At 67.4% G+C, this 19,559-nt stretch carries 28 protein-coding genes, 1 tRNA gene and 1 pseudogene; 14 read left to right on the forward strand and 16 right to left on the reverse strand.

All coding sequences use genetic code 11. The annotated features are described in order from the left end of the window. From KBY74_RS08545 to KBY74_RS08575, 7 genes and pseudogenes are all read right to left on the reverse strand, one after another. A pseudogene (locus KBY74_RS08545) lies at positions 1-728 on the reverse strand (terminase); the annotation flags it as partial. Continuing rightward, entirely contained in the window at positions 725-1,273 is a 549-nt protein-coding gene (locus tag KBY74_RS08550; protein WP_231597792.1) for a hypothetical protein, read from the reverse strand. The pseudogene KBY74_RS08545 and the gene KBY74_RS08550, both read right to left, overlap by 4 nt. Then, on the reverse strand, positions 1,270-1,629 hold the full coding sequence (locus KBY74_RS08555; protein ID WP_190546166.1) for a hypothetical protein: 360 nt from the start codon (positions 1,627-1,629) through the stop codon (positions 1,270-1,272). The genes KBY74_RS08550 and KBY74_RS08555 overlap by 4 nt, the downstream gene beginning before the upstream one ends. Before the next feature lie 3 nt (positions 1,630-1,632). Further along, entirely contained in the window at positions 1,633-1,980 is a 348-nt protein-coding gene (locus KBY74_RS08560; RefSeq protein ID WP_197169771.1) for a hypothetical protein, read from the reverse strand. Positions 1,981-2,076: 96 nt separating this feature from the next. Further along, entirely contained in the window at positions 2,077-2,787 is a 711-nt protein-coding gene (locus KBY74_RS08565; RefSeq protein WP_197169770.1) for a hypothetical protein, read from the reverse strand. Between the two features lie 403 nt (positions 2,788-3,190). Then, the gene (locus KBY74_RS08570) at positions 3,191-5,704 is read right to left on the reverse strand and encodes an AAA family ATPase (RefSeq protein ID WP_254942329.1); all 2,514 of its coding nucleotides are present in this window, start codon (positions 5,702-5,704) and stop codon (positions 3,191-3,193) included. After that, the gene (locus tag KBY74_RS08575; protein WP_254942330.1) at positions 5,691-5,879 is read right to left on the reverse strand and encodes a hypothetical protein; all 189 of its coding nucleotides are present in this window, start codon (positions 5,877-5,879) and stop codon (positions 5,691-5,693) included. Before KBY74_RS08575 ends, KBY74_RS08570 begins: the two co-directional genes overlap by 14 nt. Before the next feature lie 76 nt (positions 5,880-5,955). Here KBY74_RS08575 and KBY74_RS08580 point away from each other — a divergent pair, with 76 nt between their 5' ends. The 9 genes from KBY74_RS08580 to KBY74_RS08620 all read left to right on the forward strand — a co-directional run bounded on the left by KBY74_RS08580 (position 5,956) and on the right by KBY74_RS08620 (position 10,645). After that, complete coding sequence (locus tag KBY74_RS08580) at positions 5,956-6,306, forward strand: DUF2786 domain-containing protein (protein ID WP_254942331.1); 351 nt, start codon at positions 5,956-5,958, stop codon at positions 6,304-6,306. Then, the gene (locus KBY74_RS08585) at positions 6,252-6,839 is read left to right on the forward strand and encodes a hypothetical protein (protein WP_254942332.1); all 588 of its coding nucleotides are present in this window, start codon (positions 6,252-6,254) and stop codon (positions 6,837-6,839) included. The genes KBY74_RS08580 and KBY74_RS08585 overlap by 55 nt, the downstream gene beginning before the upstream one ends. A gap of 44 nt (positions 6,840-6,883) precedes the next feature. Next, a complete protein-coding gene (locus KBY74_RS08590) occupies positions 6,884-7,567 on the forward strand; it encodes a helix-turn-helix transcriptional regulator (RefSeq protein ID WP_254942333.1) in 684 nt (227 codons plus the stop codon). A gap of 126 nt (positions 7,568-7,693) precedes the next feature. Then, positions 7,694-8,458 (forward strand): hypothetical protein, encoded by a 765-nt coding sequence (locus tag KBY74_RS08595; RefSeq protein ID WP_254942334.1) that lies wholly within the window; start codon positions 7,694-7,696, stop codon positions 8,456-8,458. After that, a complete protein-coding gene (locus KBY74_RS08600; RefSeq protein ID WP_254942335.1) occupies positions 8,455-8,694 on the forward strand; it encodes a hypothetical protein in 240 nt (79 codons plus the stop codon). The genes KBY74_RS08595 and KBY74_RS08600 overlap by 4 nt, the downstream gene beginning before the upstream one ends. Next, positions 8,684-9,364: a hypothetical protein gene (locus tag KBY74_RS08605; RefSeq protein WP_254942336.1), complete on the forward strand. Its 681-nt coding sequence runs from the start codon at positions 8,684-8,686 to the stop codon at positions 9,362-9,364. The genes KBY74_RS08600 and KBY74_RS08605 overlap by 11 nt, the downstream gene beginning before the upstream one ends. Next, entirely contained in the window at positions 9,364-9,648 is a 285-nt protein-coding gene (locus tag KBY74_RS08610; protein ID WP_254942337.1) for a hypothetical protein, read from the forward strand. Before KBY74_RS08605 ends, KBY74_RS08610 begins: the two co-directional genes overlap by 1 nt. Then, positions 9,645-10,412, forward strand: coding sequence for a BRO family protein (locus tag KBY74_RS08615; protein WP_254942338.1), 768 nt, complete (start codon positions 9,645-9,647; stop codon positions 10,410-10,412). The genes KBY74_RS08610 and KBY74_RS08615 overlap by 4 nt, the downstream gene beginning before the upstream one ends. After that, the gene (locus tag KBY74_RS08620) at positions 10,409-10,645 is read left to right on the forward strand and encodes a helix-turn-helix domain-containing protein (RefSeq protein WP_254942339.1); all 237 of its coding nucleotides are present in this window, start codon (positions 10,409-10,411) and stop codon (positions 10,643-10,645) included. The genes KBY74_RS08615 and KBY74_RS08620 overlap by 4 nt, the downstream gene beginning before the upstream one ends. Before the next feature lie 151 nt (positions 10,646-10,796). Here KBY74_RS08620 and KBY74_RS08625 read toward each other — a convergent pair whose 3' ends face one another. From KBY74_RS08625 to KBY74_RS08635, 3 genes are all read right to left on the reverse strand, one after another. Next, a complete protein-coding gene (locus tag KBY74_RS08625) occupies positions 10,797-10,958 on the reverse strand; it encodes a hypothetical protein (RefSeq protein ID WP_254942340.1) in 162 nt (53 codons plus the stop codon). A 58-nt stretch (positions 10,959-11,016) separates the two neighbouring features. Continuing rightward, a tRNA-Pro gene (locus KBY74_RS08630) sits at positions 11,017-11,090 on the reverse strand. 43 nt (positions 11,091-11,133) lie between these two features. After that, positions 11,134-11,280, reverse strand: coding sequence for a hypothetical protein (locus KBY74_RS08635; RefSeq protein WP_254937096.1), 147 nt, complete (start codon positions 11,278-11,280; stop codon positions 11,134-11,136). A gap of 358 nt (positions 11,281-11,638) precedes the next feature. On the opposite strand from KBY74_RS08635, the gene KBY74_RS08640 reads away from it, so the two are divergent. Further along, the gene (locus KBY74_RS08640) at positions 11,639-11,806 is read left to right on the forward strand and encodes a hypothetical protein (RefSeq protein WP_254942341.1); all 168 of its coding nucleotides are present in this window, start codon (positions 11,639-11,641) and stop codon (positions 11,804-11,806) included. Between the two features lie 18 nt (positions 11,807-11,824). On the opposite strand, the gene KBY74_RS08645 is transcribed toward KBY74_RS08640, so the two are convergent. Further along, the gene (locus tag KBY74_RS08645) at positions 11,825-12,226 is read right to left on the reverse strand and encodes a RidA family protein (protein WP_254929441.1); all 402 of its coding nucleotides are present in this window, start codon (positions 12,224-12,226) and stop codon (positions 11,825-11,827) included. 74 nt (positions 12,227-12,300) lie between these two features. Between KBY74_RS08645 and KBY74_RS08650 the strand changes: the two genes are divergently transcribed. Continuing rightward, a complete protein-coding gene (locus tag KBY74_RS08650) occupies positions 12,301-13,416 on the forward strand; it encodes an ABC transporter ATP-binding protein (protein WP_254942350.1) in 1,116 nt (371 codons plus the stop codon). Here KBY74_RS08650 and gloB read toward each other — a convergent pair. After that, on the reverse strand, positions 13,413-14,156 hold the full coding sequence (gloB, locus tag KBY74_RS08655; protein ID WP_254942342.1) for a hydroxyacylglutathione hydrolase: 744 nt from the start codon (positions 14,154-14,156) through the stop codon (positions 13,413-13,415). The two genes, KBY74_RS08650 and gloB, sit on opposite strands and share 4 nt — an antisense overlap. Before the next feature lie 52 nt (positions 14,157-14,208). Between gloB and hisG the strand changes: the two genes are divergently transcribed. Together hisG and KBY74_RS08665 are read left to right on the forward strand one after the other, a co-directional pair. Continuing rightward, positions 14,209-14,856, forward strand: coding sequence for an ATP phosphoribosyltransferase (hisG, locus tag KBY74_RS08660; RefSeq protein WP_254942343.1), 648 nt, complete (start codon positions 14,209-14,211; stop codon positions 14,854-14,856). After that, positions 14,856-16,655, forward strand: a complete 1,800-nt coding sequence (locus KBY74_RS08665; protein ID WP_254942344.1) for an ABC transporter ATP-binding protein — start codon at positions 14,856-14,858, stop codon at positions 16,653-16,655. Before hisG ends, KBY74_RS08665 begins: the two co-directional genes overlap by 1 nt. A 31-nt stretch (positions 16,656-16,686) precedes the next feature. On the opposite strand, the gene KBY74_RS08670 is transcribed toward KBY74_RS08665, so the two are convergent. Then, positions 16,687-17,421: an alpha/beta fold hydrolase gene (locus tag KBY74_RS08670; RefSeq protein ID WP_254942345.1), complete on the reverse strand. Its 735-nt coding sequence runs from the start codon at positions 17,419-17,421 to the stop codon at positions 16,687-16,689. 95 nt (positions 17,422-17,516) lie between these two features. On the opposite strand from KBY74_RS08670, the gene KBY74_RS08675 reads away from it, so the two are divergent. Next, on the forward strand, positions 17,517-18,005 hold the full coding sequence (locus KBY74_RS08675) for a GNAT family N-acetyltransferase (RefSeq protein WP_254942346.1): 489 nt from the start codon (positions 17,517-17,519) through the stop codon (positions 18,003-18,005). On the opposite strand, the gene KBY74_RS08680 is transcribed toward KBY74_RS08675, so the two are convergent. From KBY74_RS08680 to KBY74_RS08690, 3 genes are all read right to left on the reverse strand, one after another. Beyond that, on the reverse strand, positions 18,002-18,751 hold the full coding sequence (locus KBY74_RS08680) for a TIGR04283 family arsenosugar biosynthesis glycosyltransferase (RefSeq protein ID WP_254942347.1): 750 nt from the start codon (positions 18,749-18,751) through the stop codon (positions 18,002-18,004). The genes KBY74_RS08675 and KBY74_RS08680 overlap by 4 nt on opposite strands. Beyond that, positions 18,742-19,359, reverse strand: a complete 618-nt coding sequence (locus KBY74_RS08685) for a TIGR04282 family arsenosugar biosynthesis glycosyltransferase (protein WP_254942348.1) — start codon at positions 19,357-19,359, stop codon at positions 18,742-18,744. The genes KBY74_RS08680 and KBY74_RS08685 overlap by 10 nt, the downstream gene beginning before the upstream one ends. Further along, positions 19,356-19,559, reverse strand: a 204-nt coding sequence (locus KBY74_RS08690) for a PDZ domain-containing protein (protein WP_254942349.1), incomplete at its 5' end; no start/stop codon positions are given. The genes KBY74_RS08685 and KBY74_RS08690, both read right to left, overlap by 4 nt.

Consider the following 19,559-nt stretch of genomic DNA (forward strand, 5'->3'; position numbering starts at 1 on the left):
CAGCGGGTCAGCACCACCACCTGGGCTGAAAGGTTCGGCTGCTCCCTCCCGTCTGGACCCAGCACCATGGCCGGCTCAGCCCGGGTGAGCCACACCGAGCGCAGCCAGTCGATCAGCTTCTGCCGCAGCGCAGGGCTGGCGGCATCACCGGGGCCCTTGTAGGGGTCGTCGATGATTCCCAGGCTGTAGCCCTTGCCCGTGAACGGGCCATCCACACCGGCAGCGATACACCCGCCCCGCTGGCGGGTCAGCCAGTTGCCCACAGCCGCCGAATCGCGCGCCAGCAGATGGCCGGTCACCCGGTAGAAGTGGCGGGCTTCTCGGGAGTGGGCATAGGCCAGCTCCGCCGAATAGGAAGCAATCGCCGCGAACAGGTGCGGGTAGCGCTGCAGGAAGTAGGCCGGGAACAGCTTGGACACCAGGAGGCTTTTTCCGAGCCGGGGCGGACAGGTGACGATCAAGCGGCTCAGCTGGCCATCGGCCACCTGCTGGAGCAGCTCGATCAGGACGTCTGCCCAGCGGTGGAATCCGTAGCGGGGGTAGGCCTCGGCGATGAAGCTGCGCAGGGTCTGGGGTTCCGAAGGCTCGGCTGTGGTGGCTGTGGGGAGGTGCAGCAGGCCGCCGTCGCCCCAGGGGTCGAGCTCAGGCAACAGCAGGCCGCCTTCTGCAGGGGCCTGTGGCGTGAGCACCGGTGCTGGCATCGCAGTGGCGGTGGTGCTCGCTGTCATGCCCGTGGCTCCGGCGGCTTGATCGGTGCCCGCAGCAGGCCGCCGATTTCAGCAATCACCCGGAAGGCGCCTACAGCCGCGTTGAACTGCTCGGCGTCCATCGCCCGGCGGGCGCAATCGTTCAGGGCAAAGATCTGCTCAGCCTGGTGGCGGCGCCGATCGGTGATTAGCTCCTCCACCATGCGCTGCCGAGCCAGCGCCAGATAACGGCTGATCGTTTTGATGTTGGTGATTCCCCAGTTCTGGGCTGCTTTTTCCCTGATCTTTGCCAGTGGCAGCCGCTGGGCGATCCACAGCTGCGCCTCGGCAATGCGCGTCTCCACCTCCATGTGGGTGGCGCGCGGTTTGTGGTTCTGGCTGCGGCGGCCCCGTGGCGGGTTGCCCTTGCCCACCGGTCGGCTGGGATCCGCCGCCGGCCAGACGGGCTGGCCATCGGCATCCTGTTGGGCCGGCGCCTGGCGCAGCTCGTTCAGCAACGCCTGATCGGCATCCGGGGTCTGGGGTTCTCCGCTGCCGGCTGGCTTGGCTGAGGCACGGCGGCTCACAGCAGGCCCTCCCGCAGGATCAGCCGCACATAGGCGGCCCACTGCTCGGGGGTGAGCACCACCCGCCAGGTGCCGCCGCGAAAGCGCACCAATGTCGCCGCGAACGGCACGGCGGCGTGCTCGGCCTGCAGGGCGGCCTCATCAGGCTTGAGACGGGCCGCGGCGGCGGTGTTGGCCCAACTGGCCACCTGGATCACATGGGCCGGCACGCCATCGAGGTCGCCGGTGTCACCACCGGCCGTGGTGGTGCGGCCGGCGCCGAGCTTGCGGCGCACCACCAGGCCCAGCAGATCGCTCAGCAGCTGGGCCGCTTCCCGCTCGGCCGCATCCCCCTTGCGCTTCTGGGGATTGGCCATCGTTCAGCTCCGGCCCGGCTTGATCGTCCAGAACGCCTTGCCGTGCTTCTCCCTGGCGGCGCCGGTGGCGACCGCCAGCCGCTGGGCCTCCTTGAGGGCCTGCTCCTGTTGTTGCAGTGGCTCGGGGTAGGCGTAGCTGGTGCGCCCGGCCGACCAGCAAAAGCTGCAGCCGTTGTGGGAGAAGGAGGCATCCAGCTCGCCGGCCTCCAGGGCCCCGCTGAGTTGCTCCAGCAGCGGGGAGAGCTCGGCGTCGATGCTTTTTTGCTGCAGCTTGAGGACCGTGATGCGATCGAGCAGCGCGTCGAGGGCGGCGCCAGCCATTCGAGCAGAGCTGGCGGTGGTGGCAGCCATCAGCAGAGCCAGCGAAGGAGCAAAGAGGCGCGAGCAAGCGACCTGCAACAAACCATAGCGGCTCGATAGTCCGAATACATCGGTTCGGAGAGTCCATCACCAGGGCCGGAACCTGCTCACGTAGCCCGCCCACGCCGCTGCCCAGGCGGCCAGGCATTCCTCGCGGGAATACAGCGGCGAGAAGCGGGTCTCCCCCGGCCGGGCCCAGATCGTCTGGCCGGCGTCGTAGTGCACACCCCAGGTCGCCTCCAGCGCCATGTAGCCGCCCAGCTGGGCGCGGGTGCAGTAGCTGCCCGATCCGGGCCTGGAGAGGGTCTTGAGGTCAGCGAGCACCCGCAGGCCATCGGCCTGCTGGATGTAGCCGGTGTCGTAGGTGCCGGCCAGGTTCCGGATCAGGCAGCAGGTGGGGCGCTCGGAAGCGATCACCGTCACCTGCTGCCAGTGGGGGTGGGCCAGCAACGGCTCGATCCAGTCCCGGTAGTCGCCAGAGCGCAGGTGCTGCAGCAGTCGGCTGGCCTGCTGGCGTTGCTGGGGCAGGGGATGGAAGCGGCTGTGCAGCAGGGCCTCCAGCGCCAGGTGCACGGTGTGGCCCCGCGGCTCCCAGACGTGGCGGGTGGCCTCGATGCGGGCCATCGCCCATTCGCTCTTGGTTGAGCCGATCACGCCGGTGACGGACACCGCGAACAGGTGCTCCCCCAGCCAGTAGCGGTGCTCCGGGTCGGTGCGCCGCAGGCCTGGGATCGGCCTGAGCCAGGGACCGGCAGCGATCTGGCGATCGAAGACATGCGCGGAGGTTGTCGTCGGCATCACCAGAACCTCACGAGATACACCAAATTGGTTGGATTCTTTGGACCCCGTTGCAGCGCAGGGGATCTGGGCAGAAGATCGAACGTGAGATTCTTTGGATACTTTGGATTCTTTGATCCCCAGGGACTGTCTGCTGCAGGGAGTGAGGTCCCCCAAAGAATCCCAAGAATCCAGAACGGATCCAGCCCGCTTGGCGCTCCAAAGTGGCTGCGCTGGTGAGGGGGCCAAAGAATCCAACGAATCCAGCTCCTTCTCCAGCGGTTGTGGTTCAGTCGCCCGTGAGCAGCGTCGGACTGGCGGTGGCCAGCAAAGAATCCAGAGAATCCTGAGAGAGTCCGCTCTGCCAGAAGCGTCAGATCAATTGCGCTGCAGGAAGATCCAAAGAATCGCAAGAATCCACCCCCTATAGATCAAACTCACGCGCCAGCCACTCCGCGCCGGCGTCACTGAGCCCATAGCGGAGGTAGTAACTGGCGCCGCTGGTGCCCACCCTGGTGGCTGTAACCAAGCCGTCCAGGCTGCCGAGGAAGCGGCCCATGGCCTTGTAGGTGGTCAGCGCTTCCCCCTCCAGGTCCCGCTTGAGCCGCGCCTCCGCCGGCGCCATGCCGATCGCCTGCTGCAGCTCCAGCAGGCCCACCCCGGCCAGACCGTTGGTGTGCAGCGCCTGGAGATAACGCAGGGCCTCCTTCTGCTTTTCGCTGGCCTTGCGCACCCGCTGAGCGGCGCGATCGAGATCGCTCTCCTGCTCCTGCTGCTCCTGCAGGTCGTCGTAGGTGCCCAGCCGGGCAAAGGCCCCGGTGTTGCCGTCGATCGCCACCACCAGATCGGCGGGTGGGCCGGAGCGAGCCTCGCGCACCAGGCGGCGCTGGGGTGAATCCTTGATCAGCCGGTTGCCCTTGGCCAGGTAGTGCAGGGTCAGGATCGTGTTGGCCGCCCCGGCGATGGCGTTGTGGCCCGAGAGGGCCTCGGTGCCGGTGGTGTCGTTGGCCTTGTTGCAGTGGTGGATCAGCAGCAACGTGCCGCCGGCATCGGTGATCTGGTGCTTGAGGTCATAGATCAGCGACCCCATCTCCGGATCGTTCTCGCCAAAGCAGCAGCTGCGGGTGATCGAGCGCAGCGAATCGAGGATCACCACCGCCCCAGGGTGTGCGGCCAGGCAGGCCAGCAGGGCATCGAGGTTGGCCTCGGTGGCCCGGAACCGGCGCGACCAGAGCAGCAACGGGTGATCCCAGATCCCCAGCTGCTGCAGCATCTGGGCGGTGTCGCCATCGCCCTGGTCATCGGTCACCAGGATCACGGGCCGCGGTTCCTCCGGCGCCCCAAAGCCCAGGAAGTCCTCGGCGCAGAGCAGGCAGCGGGCGAGGGCATGCACCAGCCGCGTCTTGCCCACCTTGGCCCGGCCGCCCACGATCGAGAGGTCGCGGCGCGGGATGCAGCCAGGGATCTCCCACTGCACCACCGGTTGCGGCATCGCCAAGCGCTCGGCCTGATCGAGGCCGCGGAAGCGGTTGCCATTGCGCTGGTCGTGAGCCTCGAGGATCAGCTGGCCGATCTCCTGCAGCCGCAGGGCCGTTTTCAGTTGCAGGGCGGCATGGGCCTCGCGCACGCGGGCCGAGCGGCGCAGGCTGTTGCGCTCGCGGCCCACCAGGGAGCGGATGCAGTGCTCCAAGGCGTTGAGGCGGCGGTTGATCGGTAGGTGCACCTTTCCCCAGCGCACCCGGGTGTCGGGCCGAGGCGAAAAGCGCTGCGGGCCTGCGCCAGACCCAGCTCCTGTGGTGCCCCTGGCATTGCTGCTGCGGTCGCTGCTCTTGCCACCGGGATGGCGGCCGCCGGTATCGCCTTGGTTTCGGCGGCTGCCTGTGGCCTGAGCCCCAGGAGGCCTGGGGGTGTGGGCAGGCTCCGTCGGCAACCAGCCGTGCTGCCGCGCGTGGAACCAGAAGGTCGCCGCGCTGATCTGCTCGCCGCCGGAGCTGGCCACCTGGCGGATGTCCCAGCCGCAGCTGGCCGAGGGGCTGTGGGCCTCCATCAGGGCGATCGCCAGCTCGCGGTCGTGGCCGGCCTGCTCGCAGGCCTGGATCAACCCCCAGAGGATGTTGCGGTAGTCGGCGTAGGTGTTGCTGCCGGCCACACGGCGGGGGATGGCGGCCAGGGCGGTGCGGATCTGCTCCAGCGGCCGCGGCGGCCCGAAGTCCTCGTCGCCCAACTCGGGTAGTGGAATCCCAGTGCCTGGGCCTTCGTTGGGCTGCTGCAGAGGAATCTCTGGTTGCGGTGCGGTACCTGCAGCGGGTTCAGCAAACTCATCGGGCAGCAGCGCCAGGGCGATGTCCTCCGGCGCGTAGCGCTGAGCGCTCACGTGCACCAGCTCCACCAGGGCGGTGGGCTGCCCGCCGGCATCCACGTACCAGCAGCCCGGCAGCCGCATCACCCGTGAGGCGTCCTTGCAGTGTGGATCGCCGCCGGCATAGGCGATCAGCTCGGCCTGCAGTGGCGCCCACTCCTGCGGCTGGATGGGCTGCTCCAGCAGCCAGTAGCAATGGGCCGACTTGCCGCCGCTGAGCACGATCAGCGAGGGCTCCGGCAACCCCAGCTCCCGCCAGGCGTTCAGCTGCCAGTCGATCGGCCGGTCGTCCCACTCCACGAAGAACGCACGGCAGGCCGTGATCTCGCTTTTGCGGTCGCCGCCGTCGTTGATCACCAGGTAGATGCCGCGGCCTTCCCGCTGCCACTGCTCGGCCGCATCAAGGTCAAACGGGCCTTTGCGGGCACCGATCACCGCCTTGGCTGGGTTGGCGCGGTGGGGGAAGGCGCGCAGCCGGGCGCTGGCCTGGTCCTTGCCCAGCAGGGAGAGGAACTGCTTGGCGGCAGCGCGGTCGATGCAGGCCTGAGTGGGACTGGTGGCCGCTTCAGCGCTGGCCATGTTGTCCCTGACGCTTACGGGGGCTGCTGGCCAGCTCGTCGCGTTCCATGGCCTCGGCCACGATCAGTCGGATCACCGAGGAACGCGAGAGCACACCGCCGCGGGTGCGCGCATCCAGCCAGTCCCGCTGCGCAAGCGTGAACTGCACGGAGAGCGGGGTCATCATCGAGGGCATGGAAACCTCGGCATGTCGAATCAGTTTATTGATGCTGGCACAGGCTCGCTAAGCTGATCCAATTGGCGAACAGGGCATGGTCGACAGCGCGGCGGCGGATCGGGCAGCAGAGAAGGTCCGCAAGCTGGTGGCGATGACCGCCTCACCCCACCTGGAGGAGGCGCGCACCAGCGCCTACTTGGCCTGCCGCCTGATCCGTGAGCACGGGCTGCAGGTCAGCGGGCACCCTCCCTCTACAGCGTTCGCGCCCGGGTTTCCCACGGCAGGGGTGCCCCACAGGCAGCCCACAGCCGACCCCCATGGCTTTCGCCGCATCCGCGTTCGCCATCCCGGCCATTGCAGCTGTTGCGGCAAGCCGATCGCCCTCGGGGAGTGGGCGCTCTGGTGCCCTGGCAATGGCTTGCGTCACCCGCTCTGCACCCCCTGAGCCGTTGCTGCGCCGCCGAGATCCAGCAGGCCTTGCGGGCGCTGCTGGCGGGAGAGGCCTTCCTTGCGGATCGGCCCTGGAGTGAGATCTGGTGGGGGCGGATGCGGCTCGATCTGGCCAGCGGCTGGCAGCTGGAGATTGCGATCGAGCGCGACCAGCTTGGGGCGCTGCTCTGGGCGCAGGCGCCCGACCGCCGTGATTGGGTCTACGGCTGCCAACGCGACGACTGGACCCTTGGCCCGGACAGCCGCATCGTCGAGCCCGTGGCGTTGCTGGAGCCTGAGCAGCGCCACGGGCTCGACGATGCGGCTGCTGCGCGCGGCCATCTGCTGGCCAGCACCGCTGGTCAGCTGCGGTTGGGTGATGCCGATGGGCAAGGTGAAACCGTCGCCATACGCCCGGCGAAAAGGGCGCCGCCCAGTCCATCGCCCCGTCACCAGTGCTGGCCAGTGCACCACAGGACGAGCGTCCAAGACAGGGGCGCCGACGCCCACACCGCTCTGAAACAGTCACGTCACCGGTTCATGAACTGAATGGGATGCCTTAGCCTTTCGCTAATGGCCAGATCCCAGCCCTGATGAGCTCTGAGTACCGGTACATCGAGGCCAAGCAGCTCGAAGCCGGTCAGGAATTCGGGCGCATGCTCAGGCGCTGGCGGGAGCTGAACAACTGGACCCAGTACACGGCCTACAAGTGGGCCAAGGAGGCCGGCTTTGAAGTGATGGCCCCCAGCACCTTGAGCGTGTTCGAGAACGGCAAGGCGCCCAAGCCACGCCCGGAGAGCTTCTTTGCCCTCGCCGAGGTCAACCGCCGGCTAGCCGCCAAAGACTTCAGTGGCGTGCGCACCCGCGCCCTCAAGGATCTGATCAGCCAGGCCAAGCCCCTGGTGGATGACGAGGAGCGGGTGTGGGGGCCAGCGGAGTTCTGGAGCTGCCACCTGGGGCTGTTGCCGGTGCCGAGCGCCTACCAGGCGCCTGCCGTGCCGGCCCAGCCCGAGGTCGATGCCACAGAAGCGGCGAAGCTGAGCGAGCAATGGCGCGGCCAGCTGGCGCAGACCGCCAAGCAGCACGGCATCGGCGTGATGGAGGCCCTGAGTTCCGCCTCCAAGGCAGCGCCAGTCAAGCAGCGGCAGGCTTTTCAGGCGATGCTGGCCGGCTTTGAGCCGTACTCCGCCGAGCAGCTGCAGGGCATGTGGGACGGAGAAGCATGGCTGCCGCAGCGCTGGCTGGAGGAATGGTCCACCAAGACAAGCGCCAGCTGAGGCAGGCACGAAAGGCTCCGGAGCAGGTTCGGAGTACGCCATGCCCTGCGTTGCGCAAGCTACAGATTCGGACTAGCGAGCCGCTAATATTCGAGGCAAGCGGGCGCCGGTCCCGCAGTGCCTTCGATGACCACCACCCCTTGCGGGCGGATGGAGCCGACGCCAGGTCCCACCGCCGCCTTTGATCTCAACCAAGCCCTGTTGCAGAGCCGCGAGCAGGCCCGCGCCCAGTGGGCCGAGGGCCTGGCCCAGTTCCAGTCCCAGATGGCCGCCATCGCCGACACCTCCATGCAGGAGGTTGTTCAGGCGGCGGCGCCGGCCTTTGCCCTGGGCTTCTCGTTCAGCGCCCAGAAGCTGATCAACGAGGAACATGAAGTGCTGCGGGTGACCCTGCGGCACCGCGGCGGCGCCGAGGAGTTCAGCGAGGCCCAGGCGCCCCAGGAGGGCAGTGCGACCTGGCATGCGCTCACCGCTTCCCTGCTGGCGGGCCTGCTGGGCATTCCTGTGGGCAACTCTCCTCGGACTATCGAGCCGAAACAGTCGCAGCCGCTGGAGCCAAGTGCCACGGGCGCGACCTTAACGGCCACTGGCGCAGCCGCCCCCGCTGCGGACGACCCTGAGACCGCAGACGACGAGTGGGACACCGGCGCTCCGGATCGGCCGGAAGCCGGCGACTCCGGCCTGGAGCCCCTGTCGGACGAGGAGATCGCCACTCTGCACAAGTTCCTCGGGGCGATGCCTCAGGAGGCGCGCAAGCGCTTCACGATCGAGTTCCGCCACCACTTCCAGGTGCCCCGGGAGGTGCGGACGATCAAGGACCGCATCACCCAGCGGCGCCACAAGGACTTCATCGACGTATTCGAGCGCGAGCTGGCGGGAGGAACGCCATGAGCGTCTGCCGTCGCGCCTACGCCAGGCCCCAGCCGCGCTCGCAGCACGGCCGTCACTACCTGTGCGTCTGCGTGCACAGCGATGTCTACCGGCAGGTGAAGCAGCTGTCGGCCGAGAACCAGCTGTCCCTCTCCGGTGCCGCCCATCACCTGTTGCGGCTGGGTGCCGGCCTGGAGCCCCTGCTTCCCCTGTCCTCTTCCCCGTCCACTCTTTCGAGCAAGTCCCATGGCGATTGAACTCAACGACGGCAGCCGCATCGCGGCGCCGGTGATCCGTCAGCAGCGCCTCGGTGAGGTGGCCTATCTGGCGATCGTGCGCCCGGAGCAGCGCGACCGCTTGCGCAAGAACCTCAGCAGCGGCGCGATGGAGCCGATCCCCAACGGCACCGACCGCCAGGGCCGGCCCAAGGTGAAGCAGGAGATGGTCATCCATGCCATCGCCATGCCCGGCACGACGATGGAGGCCCGCATCGGTGATGAGGGCGGCGTGCCGGCCCCGGGGGATCGGGTGCGGCTGATCCTCAAGGCCAAGGGTTTCGGCGAGTGGATCGAGGCGCGCCGTCAGCACCGCCGCGGCCGGCTGACGGTCGGGGATGTGCTGGTGCTGGAGACCCGTTGGGCGCAGCAGTACGACCAGGACGGCAACCCCAAGGGCCCCAAAATCGAAGACCAGGCCGCCGCCGATGCGGTGCCGCGCAACGTCACGATCGGCTTCTACGGCCCGCTGAGCATCCGCGAGGGCACCGATCCCGCCTGGATCGAGGCAGCGGAGCAGGCCTACCGCTCCGATGAAGCCGCGGCCCGCCAGCAGCGGGCGATCCCGCTGGCGGATGGGGAGGACTACGGCGATGAGTTCGCCGATGTCGCACCACAAGGTGCGCTTTCCAGAGAGGAGGTGCCGTTCTGATGGCTCACCCTCAACACCCCGGCCGCACGCCGCGGCCGATGGCGCAACCGCAGCTGCCGGCCTTCTGCCGCACGCGCCGGCCCATCACCACCACCGTGCGACTGGGCGACCTGCGGCAGCTGCAGTGGCTGCTGTGGCTGGTGCTGGCCCTGCAGCTGAGCACGGTTCTGCTGGTCCTCGCCGGCCCGGTGCCAGCTCCCTTGGTCGCGGCCACGCGGCAATTCAGCTCTGAAGTGTTCGCGTCGCGGCATGACGCCCCTGTCCCCTCGCCTTCCCAGCCATGAGCAACACGTCCGCGCTGGTGCCCTACCTGTTCGAGGGGCACCGCATCCGGGTGAGCACCGATCCGCAGGGCGAGGCCTGGATCGTCGTCGCCGATGCCTGCGCTGCGCTGGCGGAGAGCCCGATGGTCTGGGCCATGGCGAATAGGAGAGACGAGGAGGAGCACTGCCTCCATTCAGAGGAGGGTCCCGGCGCCGGTGGTTTCACCCTGGCGCTGATCAACGAAGCCACGCTGCTGCGCAGGCTGCTGAACAGCGACAACCCCAGCGCACCGCGGATGCGGCGCTGGCTCACCCATGAACTGTTGCCCTCCCTGCAGCGCCGCCAAGAGGGCACAAGGGAGCTGCCGCGTCCCAGCATCGAGGTGATCCGCAGGCAGACCGCAGCGGAGGTGCTGCGCAGCGCCGACGAGATCATCCAACTCACCGGCGTGTCCCATGCCGAGGCCCTGCTCAGCGTCCTGGAGGAGATCCAAGCCCACAGCAGTCCCGCCGCCGCTGACCGGAAGCAACGCGTCTCGCAGCGCGCAGCGGTGGCCTGGCTGACCGCTGATCAGGTAGCGGACCGACTGGATGGAACGCTCCGCCACACCAACCAGCGGCTCGCTGCCGCCGGATTGCAGCACCGCAACGAAGACGACGACTGGCAGCTCACAGCAGCCGGCCTGGACTGGGGCGTCGCCCTGCCGCTCTGCAGTCGGGGAGAGCGCCGCCAGCAGATCCTCTGGGATCCGACCGTGGTGGCGTTGCTGGAGGGAGACAGATGAGCAGCACCCCCTGCACCAGCCGCCAACGGGCCTGGTTCACAACCGCCGAGGTGTGTGAGTGGCTGGGCATCAGCCGCGAGACACTCCGTCAGCTCCGGTTGAGGGGTGTTCTGCAACCCGGCAAACACTTCCGCCGCTGGGGCTGCACCCAAGGCAAAGGCCCCCTGCAGTGGCATCTGGAGAACGTGGAAGCCACGATCACCGGCTGGAGCCGGCGTCACCTGAGGCAATAACCGCGCCCTGGGCCCTGAGATCAGAGTCGGTGCCTGAACCCGATCACGTCCTCTGTTCCGCATCAGCGGGGTCGGAGTCCGTGATCGGGTTTGGTGTTTGGCCCCCGCTCCTGCGGGCGCGCTGACACCCAGCTCCAGCGTCGGCCCTTGCTCACAATTTGCTCACCTCCGGGCTCCAAGCCTCCCCTGAGTTATCTCCCAGGCCGAGGTCGAGGTGAGCATCAATCCCATGGCCAAGCTCCCGTGGAGCGGCTCCGCCTGAGGTGAATACCCCGCCAGGGCCTGATGGGGAGACCACGGGGGGCGTGAGCATCAGGCGATTTGCTCACCTGTTTGCTCACATATCCCTTGGTCGTTCCTCGAAAAGTCAGTCGGGGCGACAGGATTCGAACCTGCGACCTAGTGCTCCCAAAGCACCCGCGCTACCAAGCTGCGCCACGCCCCGTTGGAAAATAGCTTAGGGGTGCGTCGGCGCCATCAGGCAAGGCTCAGTGGCCGATGGATCGGATCAGGTCCAGGAGGTTGCCGCCAGCGGCTGGCGGCTCAACGCCTCGATCGATAAACCAGAGGTAGCCGGCTAGGGCATTCAGCCCAATGACCAGCAGCCAGACCCGCCAACCCTCTGGCAGTTTCATCTCAATCGCAGACAGGCGAACCCATCATCCTGGTCAAAGCGGTCCAGGCCAGGGCAGGCATGGGCAGTTGACAATGCAATTTCTCGCCTATAGTACGGATGTATTAATTGCCCAGGGTCATGATTTCCGCCCCGGCATCCGCCCCAGCATCCGCCCCGGTTTCCTCCCCGTACGCCGTCTTTCGCGCCGAAGAGTGGACGTCACATTTGCAGACCTTTTGTGCTGCTCCGGTCCGGGGCCATCCCCGGTCCCCTGGTCCTTGCCAGGGCTCGGCCCTGGTGCAGGGCGAATTATTTGAATTCATGCTCCCCGCGCCTAGCTAGTGTTGAAATCAACACGCGGGGTCCTGGTCATGGTGATGAGCTCCGGCAATAGCGACTCAACTGATATCGGTCGCTCGGTGATGAAGTGGGGGCGAGATGGCGAGTTGTCCGTCCTCGACCTGCGTTCAATCCTGGAGCGACTCAGCGCCGTAGACGAGCAAGCTGCCGGGCTAATGGATTGCCCCTTGAATCCGCCCAGCTAATTGCTTGGCACTCAGTTGCTAGGCGGCTAGGGCAATGCAGTCGATTTCAACCCGAGCCCCCTTGGGCAGAGCCGCCACTTCGACGCAGGCCCGAGCCGGCGATACCCCATCGCTAAACAGCTCCGCATAGATGGCATTAACCCGAGCGAAATCGCCCAGGTCTGCCAGAAAGACCGTGGTGCGCAGCACCTGTCCTGGGCTGCTGCCGCCAGCTTCCAGCACGGCCTGCAAGTTGCTGAGCACCTGGCGGGTCTCGGCCTCCACATCACCAGCCCCCACCATCAAGCCAGTGCTGGGATCCAGGGCGATCTGACCGGAGCAATACAGCACTCCCCCCGCCTTCACCGCCTGGTTGTAAGGGCCTACTGGCGCAGGGGCGCTGGCGGTGATTACGGCTTCGGGCTGCATCGGGTGACTCATGCCAGGTCAGGATGGTGGCTGAGCCTATGGCCCTTGCCGGTCCTGCGCCGATCGCCAGCCCCCTTGCCGAGCTGATGCCTGCCGATTTGCCGTTGCGCGAACACGTGCAGCTGCAAGGCCTGTGGCACCGCTACGCCAATGCCACAGCAGGCGACTGGACGTTGCAAGGCATTGATCTAGCCCTCCATCAGGGCGAATTGGTGGGTTTGCTTGGCCCCTCCGGTTGCGGCAAAACCACCCTGCTGCGCTTGATCGCTGGCTTTGAGCGGCCAGAGCGCGGTTCGGTATTGATCGACGGCCGGGCCGTGGCCGGTCCCGGCCGCTGGCTGCCACCGGAGCGCCGCGGCGTTGGCATGGTTTTCCAGGACTACGCCCTGTTCCCCCACCTCGACGCCTGGCGCAATGCCTGTTTTGGCCTGCGGCGCGGTCAGGACAGCAGCCGGGCTAGCTGGTTGATGGAGCTGCTCGGGCTCAATGGCTTGGAGGGCCGTTATCCCCACGAGCTTTCGGGCGGCCAGCGCCAGCGGCTCGCATTGGCCCGGGCCCTGGCGCCGGGCCCTTCCGTGGTGCTCCTCGATGAACCCTTCTCCAATCTTGATGTGGAGGTGCGCCTGCGGCTGCGCAGCGAGCTGCCCGCCGTGCTTTCGCGCTGTGGTGCCAGCGGCCTGATCGTTACCCACGATCCCGAAGAAGCACTCGCCATCTGTGATCGGGTGGCGGTGTTGCGCGATGGGGTGCTGCACCAATGCGCCAGCCCCAGGCAGCTGGTGCAGCACCCCGCCACCTCCTTTGTGGGGCGCTTTGTTCTCCAAGGCAACCTGTTGCCGGCCCAGCGGTGTGGTGAGCAGGTGATCACAGCTCTAGGAAGCCTGCACGCCACAGCCGGCTCCTCCCTGCTGCCCCAAGGGGGAACTGCAGGTGAAAGCGAGGAGGTGCTGGTCAGTCCTGAGGCGATTGGTCTCCATCCAGATGCGGAGGGCGAGGCCTGGGTGCAGGGGCGCGAATTCCTGGGCCGGGAATGGCTCTACCGAGTGCAGCTAGGTGATCTGAAACTGCGGCTGCGCTTGCCTTTGGAGGCCGAATACAGCCGGGGCCAACGCTGCCGGCTAGCCCTGCGCCCCGGAGCCCTTGGTGTGCTCTTCCCATCCCAGCAGGCCCTGCAGGTTGGCCCCCCTGCCCAGCGGCCCTAGCTGGGCCAGTGATCCTTACTGAGCCGCAGCTCGGCCAACTGCTCCGGGCTGCTAGCTCGCACAAACAAATTGGTGGCTCGCTCCAGCTCCACGCTGCTGGGGATGGTGGCTTCGCCCCGGGCCCGCGCCGCCCCAACCGCCGTCAGCCGCGCCTCGATAGCACCGGCACAGGGATCGCTGGCTGCCACCACCGCGGCGGCCCAGCCCAAATTGGCTTGCGTGTATTCATGGGCGCACCACACCTTGGTGGCTGCCGGTAGCTGGGCCAGCCGCTGCAGCGATGCATGCATTTCGGCGGCGCTGCCCTCAAACAATCTCCCGCACCCCCCGGCAAACAGGGTGTCGCCGCAGAACAGGTGCCCGGAAGCGAGCAGGTAGTAGGCGATGTGGGCGCGGGTATGCCCCGGCACGGCGATCACCTGCACCTGCTCACCCAGCAACTCAACGCTGTCGCCATCGCCCAGCCCCATGGTTTGCAGCGGAATTCGCAGCAGGTCGTCGCGGCTGGCCAGCACCGCCGCCTTGGGCCAGCGGGCCAGCAGGCCGGGGGTGCCGCCGATGTGGTCGCTGTGGTGGTGGGTGTGCAGGATTGCCACCAGCTCCAGCCCCTGCTGCTCAAGGGCGGCGATCACTGGCTCTGCCACGGCAGGATCGACCACCACCGCCTGACCCTGACGTTGCAGCACAAATATGTAGTTGTCGCGCAGTACCGGAATCAGCCCGACGCTGAGTTGCTGCATCGTTAAAGTCCAGTTTGTGGCGCCTTTCCATGATCACCGCTGCAGCCCCGGCATGATCACCGTCGCCCTCGCTAAAGGTGCCCTGCTGAAGGATTCGGTGGCTCGCTTTGCGGCCGCTGGCCTTGATTTCGCTGGCCTGCTTGAGCCCGGCAACCGCCAGTTGATGGTGCCAAGCGCCTGCGGTCAGGCCCGGGCCCTGCTGGTGCGCAATGCCGATGTGCCCGTCTACGTGGCCTACGGCCAGGCCCAGCTCGGCGTGGTGGGCTACGACGTGATCCGCGAACACCAGCTGCCGGTGGCCCAGCTGCTCGATCTGGGTTTCGGTGGTTGCCGCATGAGCGTGGCCGTGAAGGCAAGCAGTGGCTATCGCCGCGCCGCCGACCTGCCCGCCCACTGCCGCGTTGCTAGCAAATTCACCGGCTGCGCCCAGGCCTTCTTTGATGCCCTCGACCTACCGGTGGAGTTGATCCATCTAGCTGGATCGGTAGAGCTGGGACCGATTACCGGCATGAGTGAGGCGATCGTCGATCTGGTAGCCACCGGTCGCACCCTGGAGGAAAACGGCCTGATCGCCATTGAAGATCTTTTCCACTCCACCGCCAGGCTGGTGGGCCACCCCTTAGCTCTGCGACTCGACGACGGTCCCCTACAGGGAATCGTCGACCGCATCGCTCTGGTTGCCACCCCCCGAGGTAGCTGATGGCAGGCCTTGACCGGCAACGCCTAGCCCGCCTGCTGCCCTACCTCGGCCGTGATCGCCGCCGCCTCGGCCTCACCCTGCTGCTGCTGATCCCGGTGGCATTCGCTGCTGCGGTGCAGCCGCTGCTGGTGGGCCAGGCAATCGCCGTGTTGCGGCGAGAGCCCACCCTGGGCTGGCTTGATGGCATGGCGGTGCCGGAGGCCCTGCGCCTGCTGGTGTTGCTGCTGCTGGGCGCGGTGATGCTGCGTCTGGGTTTGCAGGGCATCCAAACCTTCAACGTTCAGGCCGTTGGCCAGCGGCTCACCGCCCGCATCCGCGACGATTTGTTTGCCCACGCCATGGCGCTGTCGCTGCGCTTCCACGACCGCACCCCCGTTGGCAAGCTGCTCACCCGGCTCACCAGTGATGTCGATGCCCTAGCCGAGGTGTTTGGCAGCGGCGCCGTGGGCGTGCTGGCCGACCTAGTCACCCTGCTGGTGATCGCGGTCACGATGATCTCGATCGAATGGCGGCTCGGCCTGTTGCTGCTGGTCAGCCAGGTGCCGGTGGTGCTCGGCATTCTTTGGTTGCAAGGTCGCTTCCGTAAGGCCAACTACCGGGTGCGCGAGGAGCTCAGCCAGCTCAACGCCGATCTGCAGGAAAACCTCCAGGGCTTGGAAGTGGTGCAAATGTTCCGACGCGAAGCCACCAACAGCGCCCGTTTCTCCCAGGTCACCGCCGCCTATCGCGAGGCAGTCAACGGCACAATCCTGTTTGACAGCGCCATCTCGGCCTTCATCGAATGGGTAGCCCTGAGCGCCGTGGCCGTGGTGCTTGCCCTGGGCGGCTGGATGGTGCTCGGCAGTGCCATGGGGCTAGGCACCCTCACCACCTTCATCCTTTATTCCCAGCGGTTGTTTGATCCCCTGCGCCAGCTGGCGGAGCGCTTCACCCAGATCCAGGGAGGCCTCACCGCTGTTGAACGCATCGGCGAGCTGCTCGAGCAACCGATCGAGATCGCTGATCTACCAGCTAGTGAGCGCTCTGCTGCAGCCATTCAGAGCGGCAGTAAGCGGGCCAGTGCTGGTGAAGTGATTTTCGACAACGTGTCGTTTTCCTATCGAGAAGACGACCCGATCCTTACCGATCTTTCCTTCCGCATTGCTCCCGGTGAACACGTGGCCCTGGTGGGCCCTACCGGCTCAGGCAAAACCACCGTGATCAGGCTGTTGTGCCGGCTCTATGAGCCCCAGCGCGGCCGGATCCTGCTCGATGGCATCGACATCCGCCAATTGCCGATTCCCACCCTGCGCCAGCGGCTTGGGGTCGTCCTGCAGGACACCTTCCTGTTCAGCGGCAACGTGGCCGACAATCTGCGCCTCGACGCCCCGATCAGCAGCGAAGACCTGCATCAGATCTGCACTGAGCTGGGCCTAGAGCCCCTGCTGCGGCGCCTGCCTGATGGACTGGCCACCGAGCTGCGTGAGCGCGGCGGCAACCTCTCTTCCGGCGAGCGCCAACTGCTTTCGGTGGCCCGGGTTGCGATCCGCGATCCCTCAGTTCTGGTGATGGATGAGGCCACGGCTTTTATGGATCCCTCCACCGAGGCCACCCTGCAACGGGATCTTTCGCGGCTGCTGCAGGAGCGCACCGCCATCGTGATTGCCCACCGCCTTGCCACGGTGGAGGCGGCAGATCGCATCTTGGTGTTGCGCAAGGGGCACTTGATTGAGCAGGGCAGCCACAGCGAGTTGCGCCTGGCGGGCGGTGTCTACGCCCAGCTGGCCGACCTGCAGGAGCGGGGCCTGGCCGCGCTCTGAATCAGTCTGCAGACCTTGGCAACTTGCTGATTTACAACTGGCTGCATGGCAACTCGCCTAGCCACTGCTGAATCGGCGCCGCCAGTTGCTCAGGCATCTGGCCCATCGGCAGGTGGCCAGCTCCAGCCAGCTCGATGAACTCGTGCTGTGGGGCGTAACCGGCCAGATGGCGCACGTAGCGAGATGCCATCACTTGGTCGCGTTCGCCGGCAATCCACAGGCTTGGCACCTGCAGGCGGGCAGTGAGCTGGGGCAGCTGGCGCACCGCCCCTCGGCCGGTGCTGCAGGCCAGCAGGCCCTGGGCTGCCCGGCGCTCGGCTAGCAGGGGGCTGCGCACCGGATCGCTGCCCGGCAGCTCCGCCAGCCAGCCAGGCCGCCAGCGCAAAAACAGGGCGCCGCCGCGGCGCACCTGGGCAAAGGCTCGCGGCTGATAGACACCACCGCCGGCGGCGATCTGGATCAACCCCACCAGTTGCTCGCCCAGTAGGGGCGCCGCATGCAGGGCGATGCTGCCCCCGAGCGAATGGCCCAGCAGCACTATTGGTCTGCCACCCGCCTGCTCCTGGGCCGCTGCGGCTAGCCAGCGGCCGTAGCTGGCCAGGTTTGGCTGCAGCCCCCGGGGCCTGGGCCGCTGGCCGAAGCCGGGTAAATCCGGGCTCCACAGCTCCCAGCGTGGTGCCAGCGCTGCGGCCAGGGGCGTCCACAACCTGCCGGCCAGCAGCCAGCCATGCACTGCCACCAGCAGGGGGGAGGGGGCTTGATGCACCAGCGCTCGGCAATCCGGGCCCCCCAGGCTGGCGCAGCGATCGCAGCTCGAACGACCATCGGGCAGGATCGTTCCATTGCGTTGCACCCGCCCCTGTGGCTTCGGCCGAGCTCCTCACCAGCCTCTACGGGGAGCAGCACCGGCTCTGCCCCACGCCCAATTCCCAGCTCAGCCTGGTGCTCAGCCGCGAGCGGGAAATCGACTTGTTCGAGCTTGAGCGGCTCTGCGATGCCGTGGGCTGGAGCCGCCGGCCCCTGCGCCGCGTGCGCAAAGCCCTCCAGCACAGCCTGCTGCGGGTGGGTCTGTGGCGCCACGACCCCCGGATGCCAAAGCTGGTGGGCTTCGCCCGCTGCACCGGCGATGGCGTCGTTGAAGCCACCGTCTGGGACGTGGCTGTACATCCCCTCTATCAGGGTGCTGGGCTGGGCAAGCAGTTGATGGTTTATGTCCTCGATCAGCTGCGCTCGATGGAAGTGGATCGGGTCAGCCTGTTTGCCGACCCAGAGGTGGTGGCCTTCTATGTCGCCCAGGGCTGGGAGCTTGAACCGCTGCAGCGCCGTTGCGCTTTCTGGTATTCGCCCTAGCGCCGGCTCATATCACCGGTTTCGTAGTAGCGGCTAGCCAGCTCCTCGGCGCTGCCGCCCCGCCGCCAGGCCCGCCGCAGTTGGGCGTTGCTAAGTGCCGTCTGCCATACGCCCAGCTGATGCCAGCGGCGACCATCAACCCTCAGCTGGGCACCCAGCGGCCTTAGCCGGCAGTGGCGCCGCAGCCGCAGCGCCAGCTCCAGGTCTTCCATCAGGGGTAAGGGCAGCAGGCCCCCTGCCCGCTGCAGCAGCGATCGGGGCAGCAGCAAGCCCTGGTCGCCATAGGGCAGCTGCCGCCAGCGGCTGCGCAGCGCTACTCCCGCCTCCACCAGCCGCAGGCCAAGGCCAGCCCCAGCGATCCTCAGGTCGAAATACCAGGCCGCATCGATTTGTTTTGGCCCATCGCGGTCGATGGCCCGTGCCACGGCCTGCTGCCAGCGCTCTGGCAGGCGTGCATCGGCATGCAGCAGCAGTAGCCAGGAGCCGCCGCTGCTTTCAACTCCCAAGCAGAACTGCCTCCCCCTGCCGGGGGGGCTGGCCAGCACCTGGGCACCGGCTAGGGCCGCCACCCGGGCGCTGGCATCGGCGCTGCCGCCATCCACCACCACAATCTCCTTCAGAAACTCCCACCCCGCCGCCAGATCGGCCAGCAACAGAGGCAGCCGCGGCGCCTCATTGCGGGCGGCAATCACCACGGAGATTTTTGGGGTGATGGTTGGAGTGATGGTTGGGGTGATCAGCGCCATGGCAGCAGGTCCCTGGCCCAGTCGAGGTCGCCGCGGCGGGTTAGCAGTTCCGGCTCCAGGCCCCGACGCGCCATTGCCGCCAGGGTTTGCTCGAGCACCTGCGCGCCCCCCCAGGCGATACCGGCGAACAGCTCCGGCTCGGGACGCCGCAGCCCAATCAGCCAGTAGCCCCCATCGAGGGCCGGGCCCAATACCCCCTGCCGCTGCCCAAGGCACGTAAAGGCGGCTGACAGGTCGCTGGCTTCGAGACCGGGCAGGTCGCTGCCGATCAGCACCACCTTGCTGGCCCCTTCCCTGGCGGCACGCTGAAACTGGCGCTGCATGCGCAATCCCAGCGCCCCTTGCCCCTGCAGCACGGTTCTGTCCGCCCCGAGCGCCTGGCCCCAACGGCTGGCGGCGAGGCTACCCAAGCCCTCAACGGCAAGCACCAGTTCAAGGCCGTGACCCTGGCGGGCGTCCCTAGCCGCCGCCAGGGTGTGCACTGTCAGCCGCGCCTGGATTTGGGCGGCCCTGGCTGCGCCAAGCTCTCGGGCCAAGCGTCGCTTGCAACGGCCCGGAGCCGGCCAGCGGGCCATCACGATCAGCTGGCGGCTGCAGGTGGCACTCACCCCTGGCGGGGCAGTTCTGCTGGCTTGAGCTGCAGGGTCAGCCGCCCGTCGCCGCGCCGCAGGGATACGGCCAGGGGCTGACCCACCCGGCCCTGGTCCACGGCCAGCTGCACCTCGGAGGGGTTCTTTACGGCCTTGCCGCCCACCTGGTCGATCAGGTCGCAGGGCGTGAGGCCACCCTCGGCGGCTGGGCTGCCGGG

Origin of the sequence: Cyanobium sp. A1C-AMD, assembly GCF_024346495.1 — a bacterium.
GTDB classification, from domain to species: Bacteria; Cyanobacteriota; Cyanobacteriia; order PCC-6307; family Cyanobiaceae; genus Cyanobium_A; species Cyanobium_A usitatum.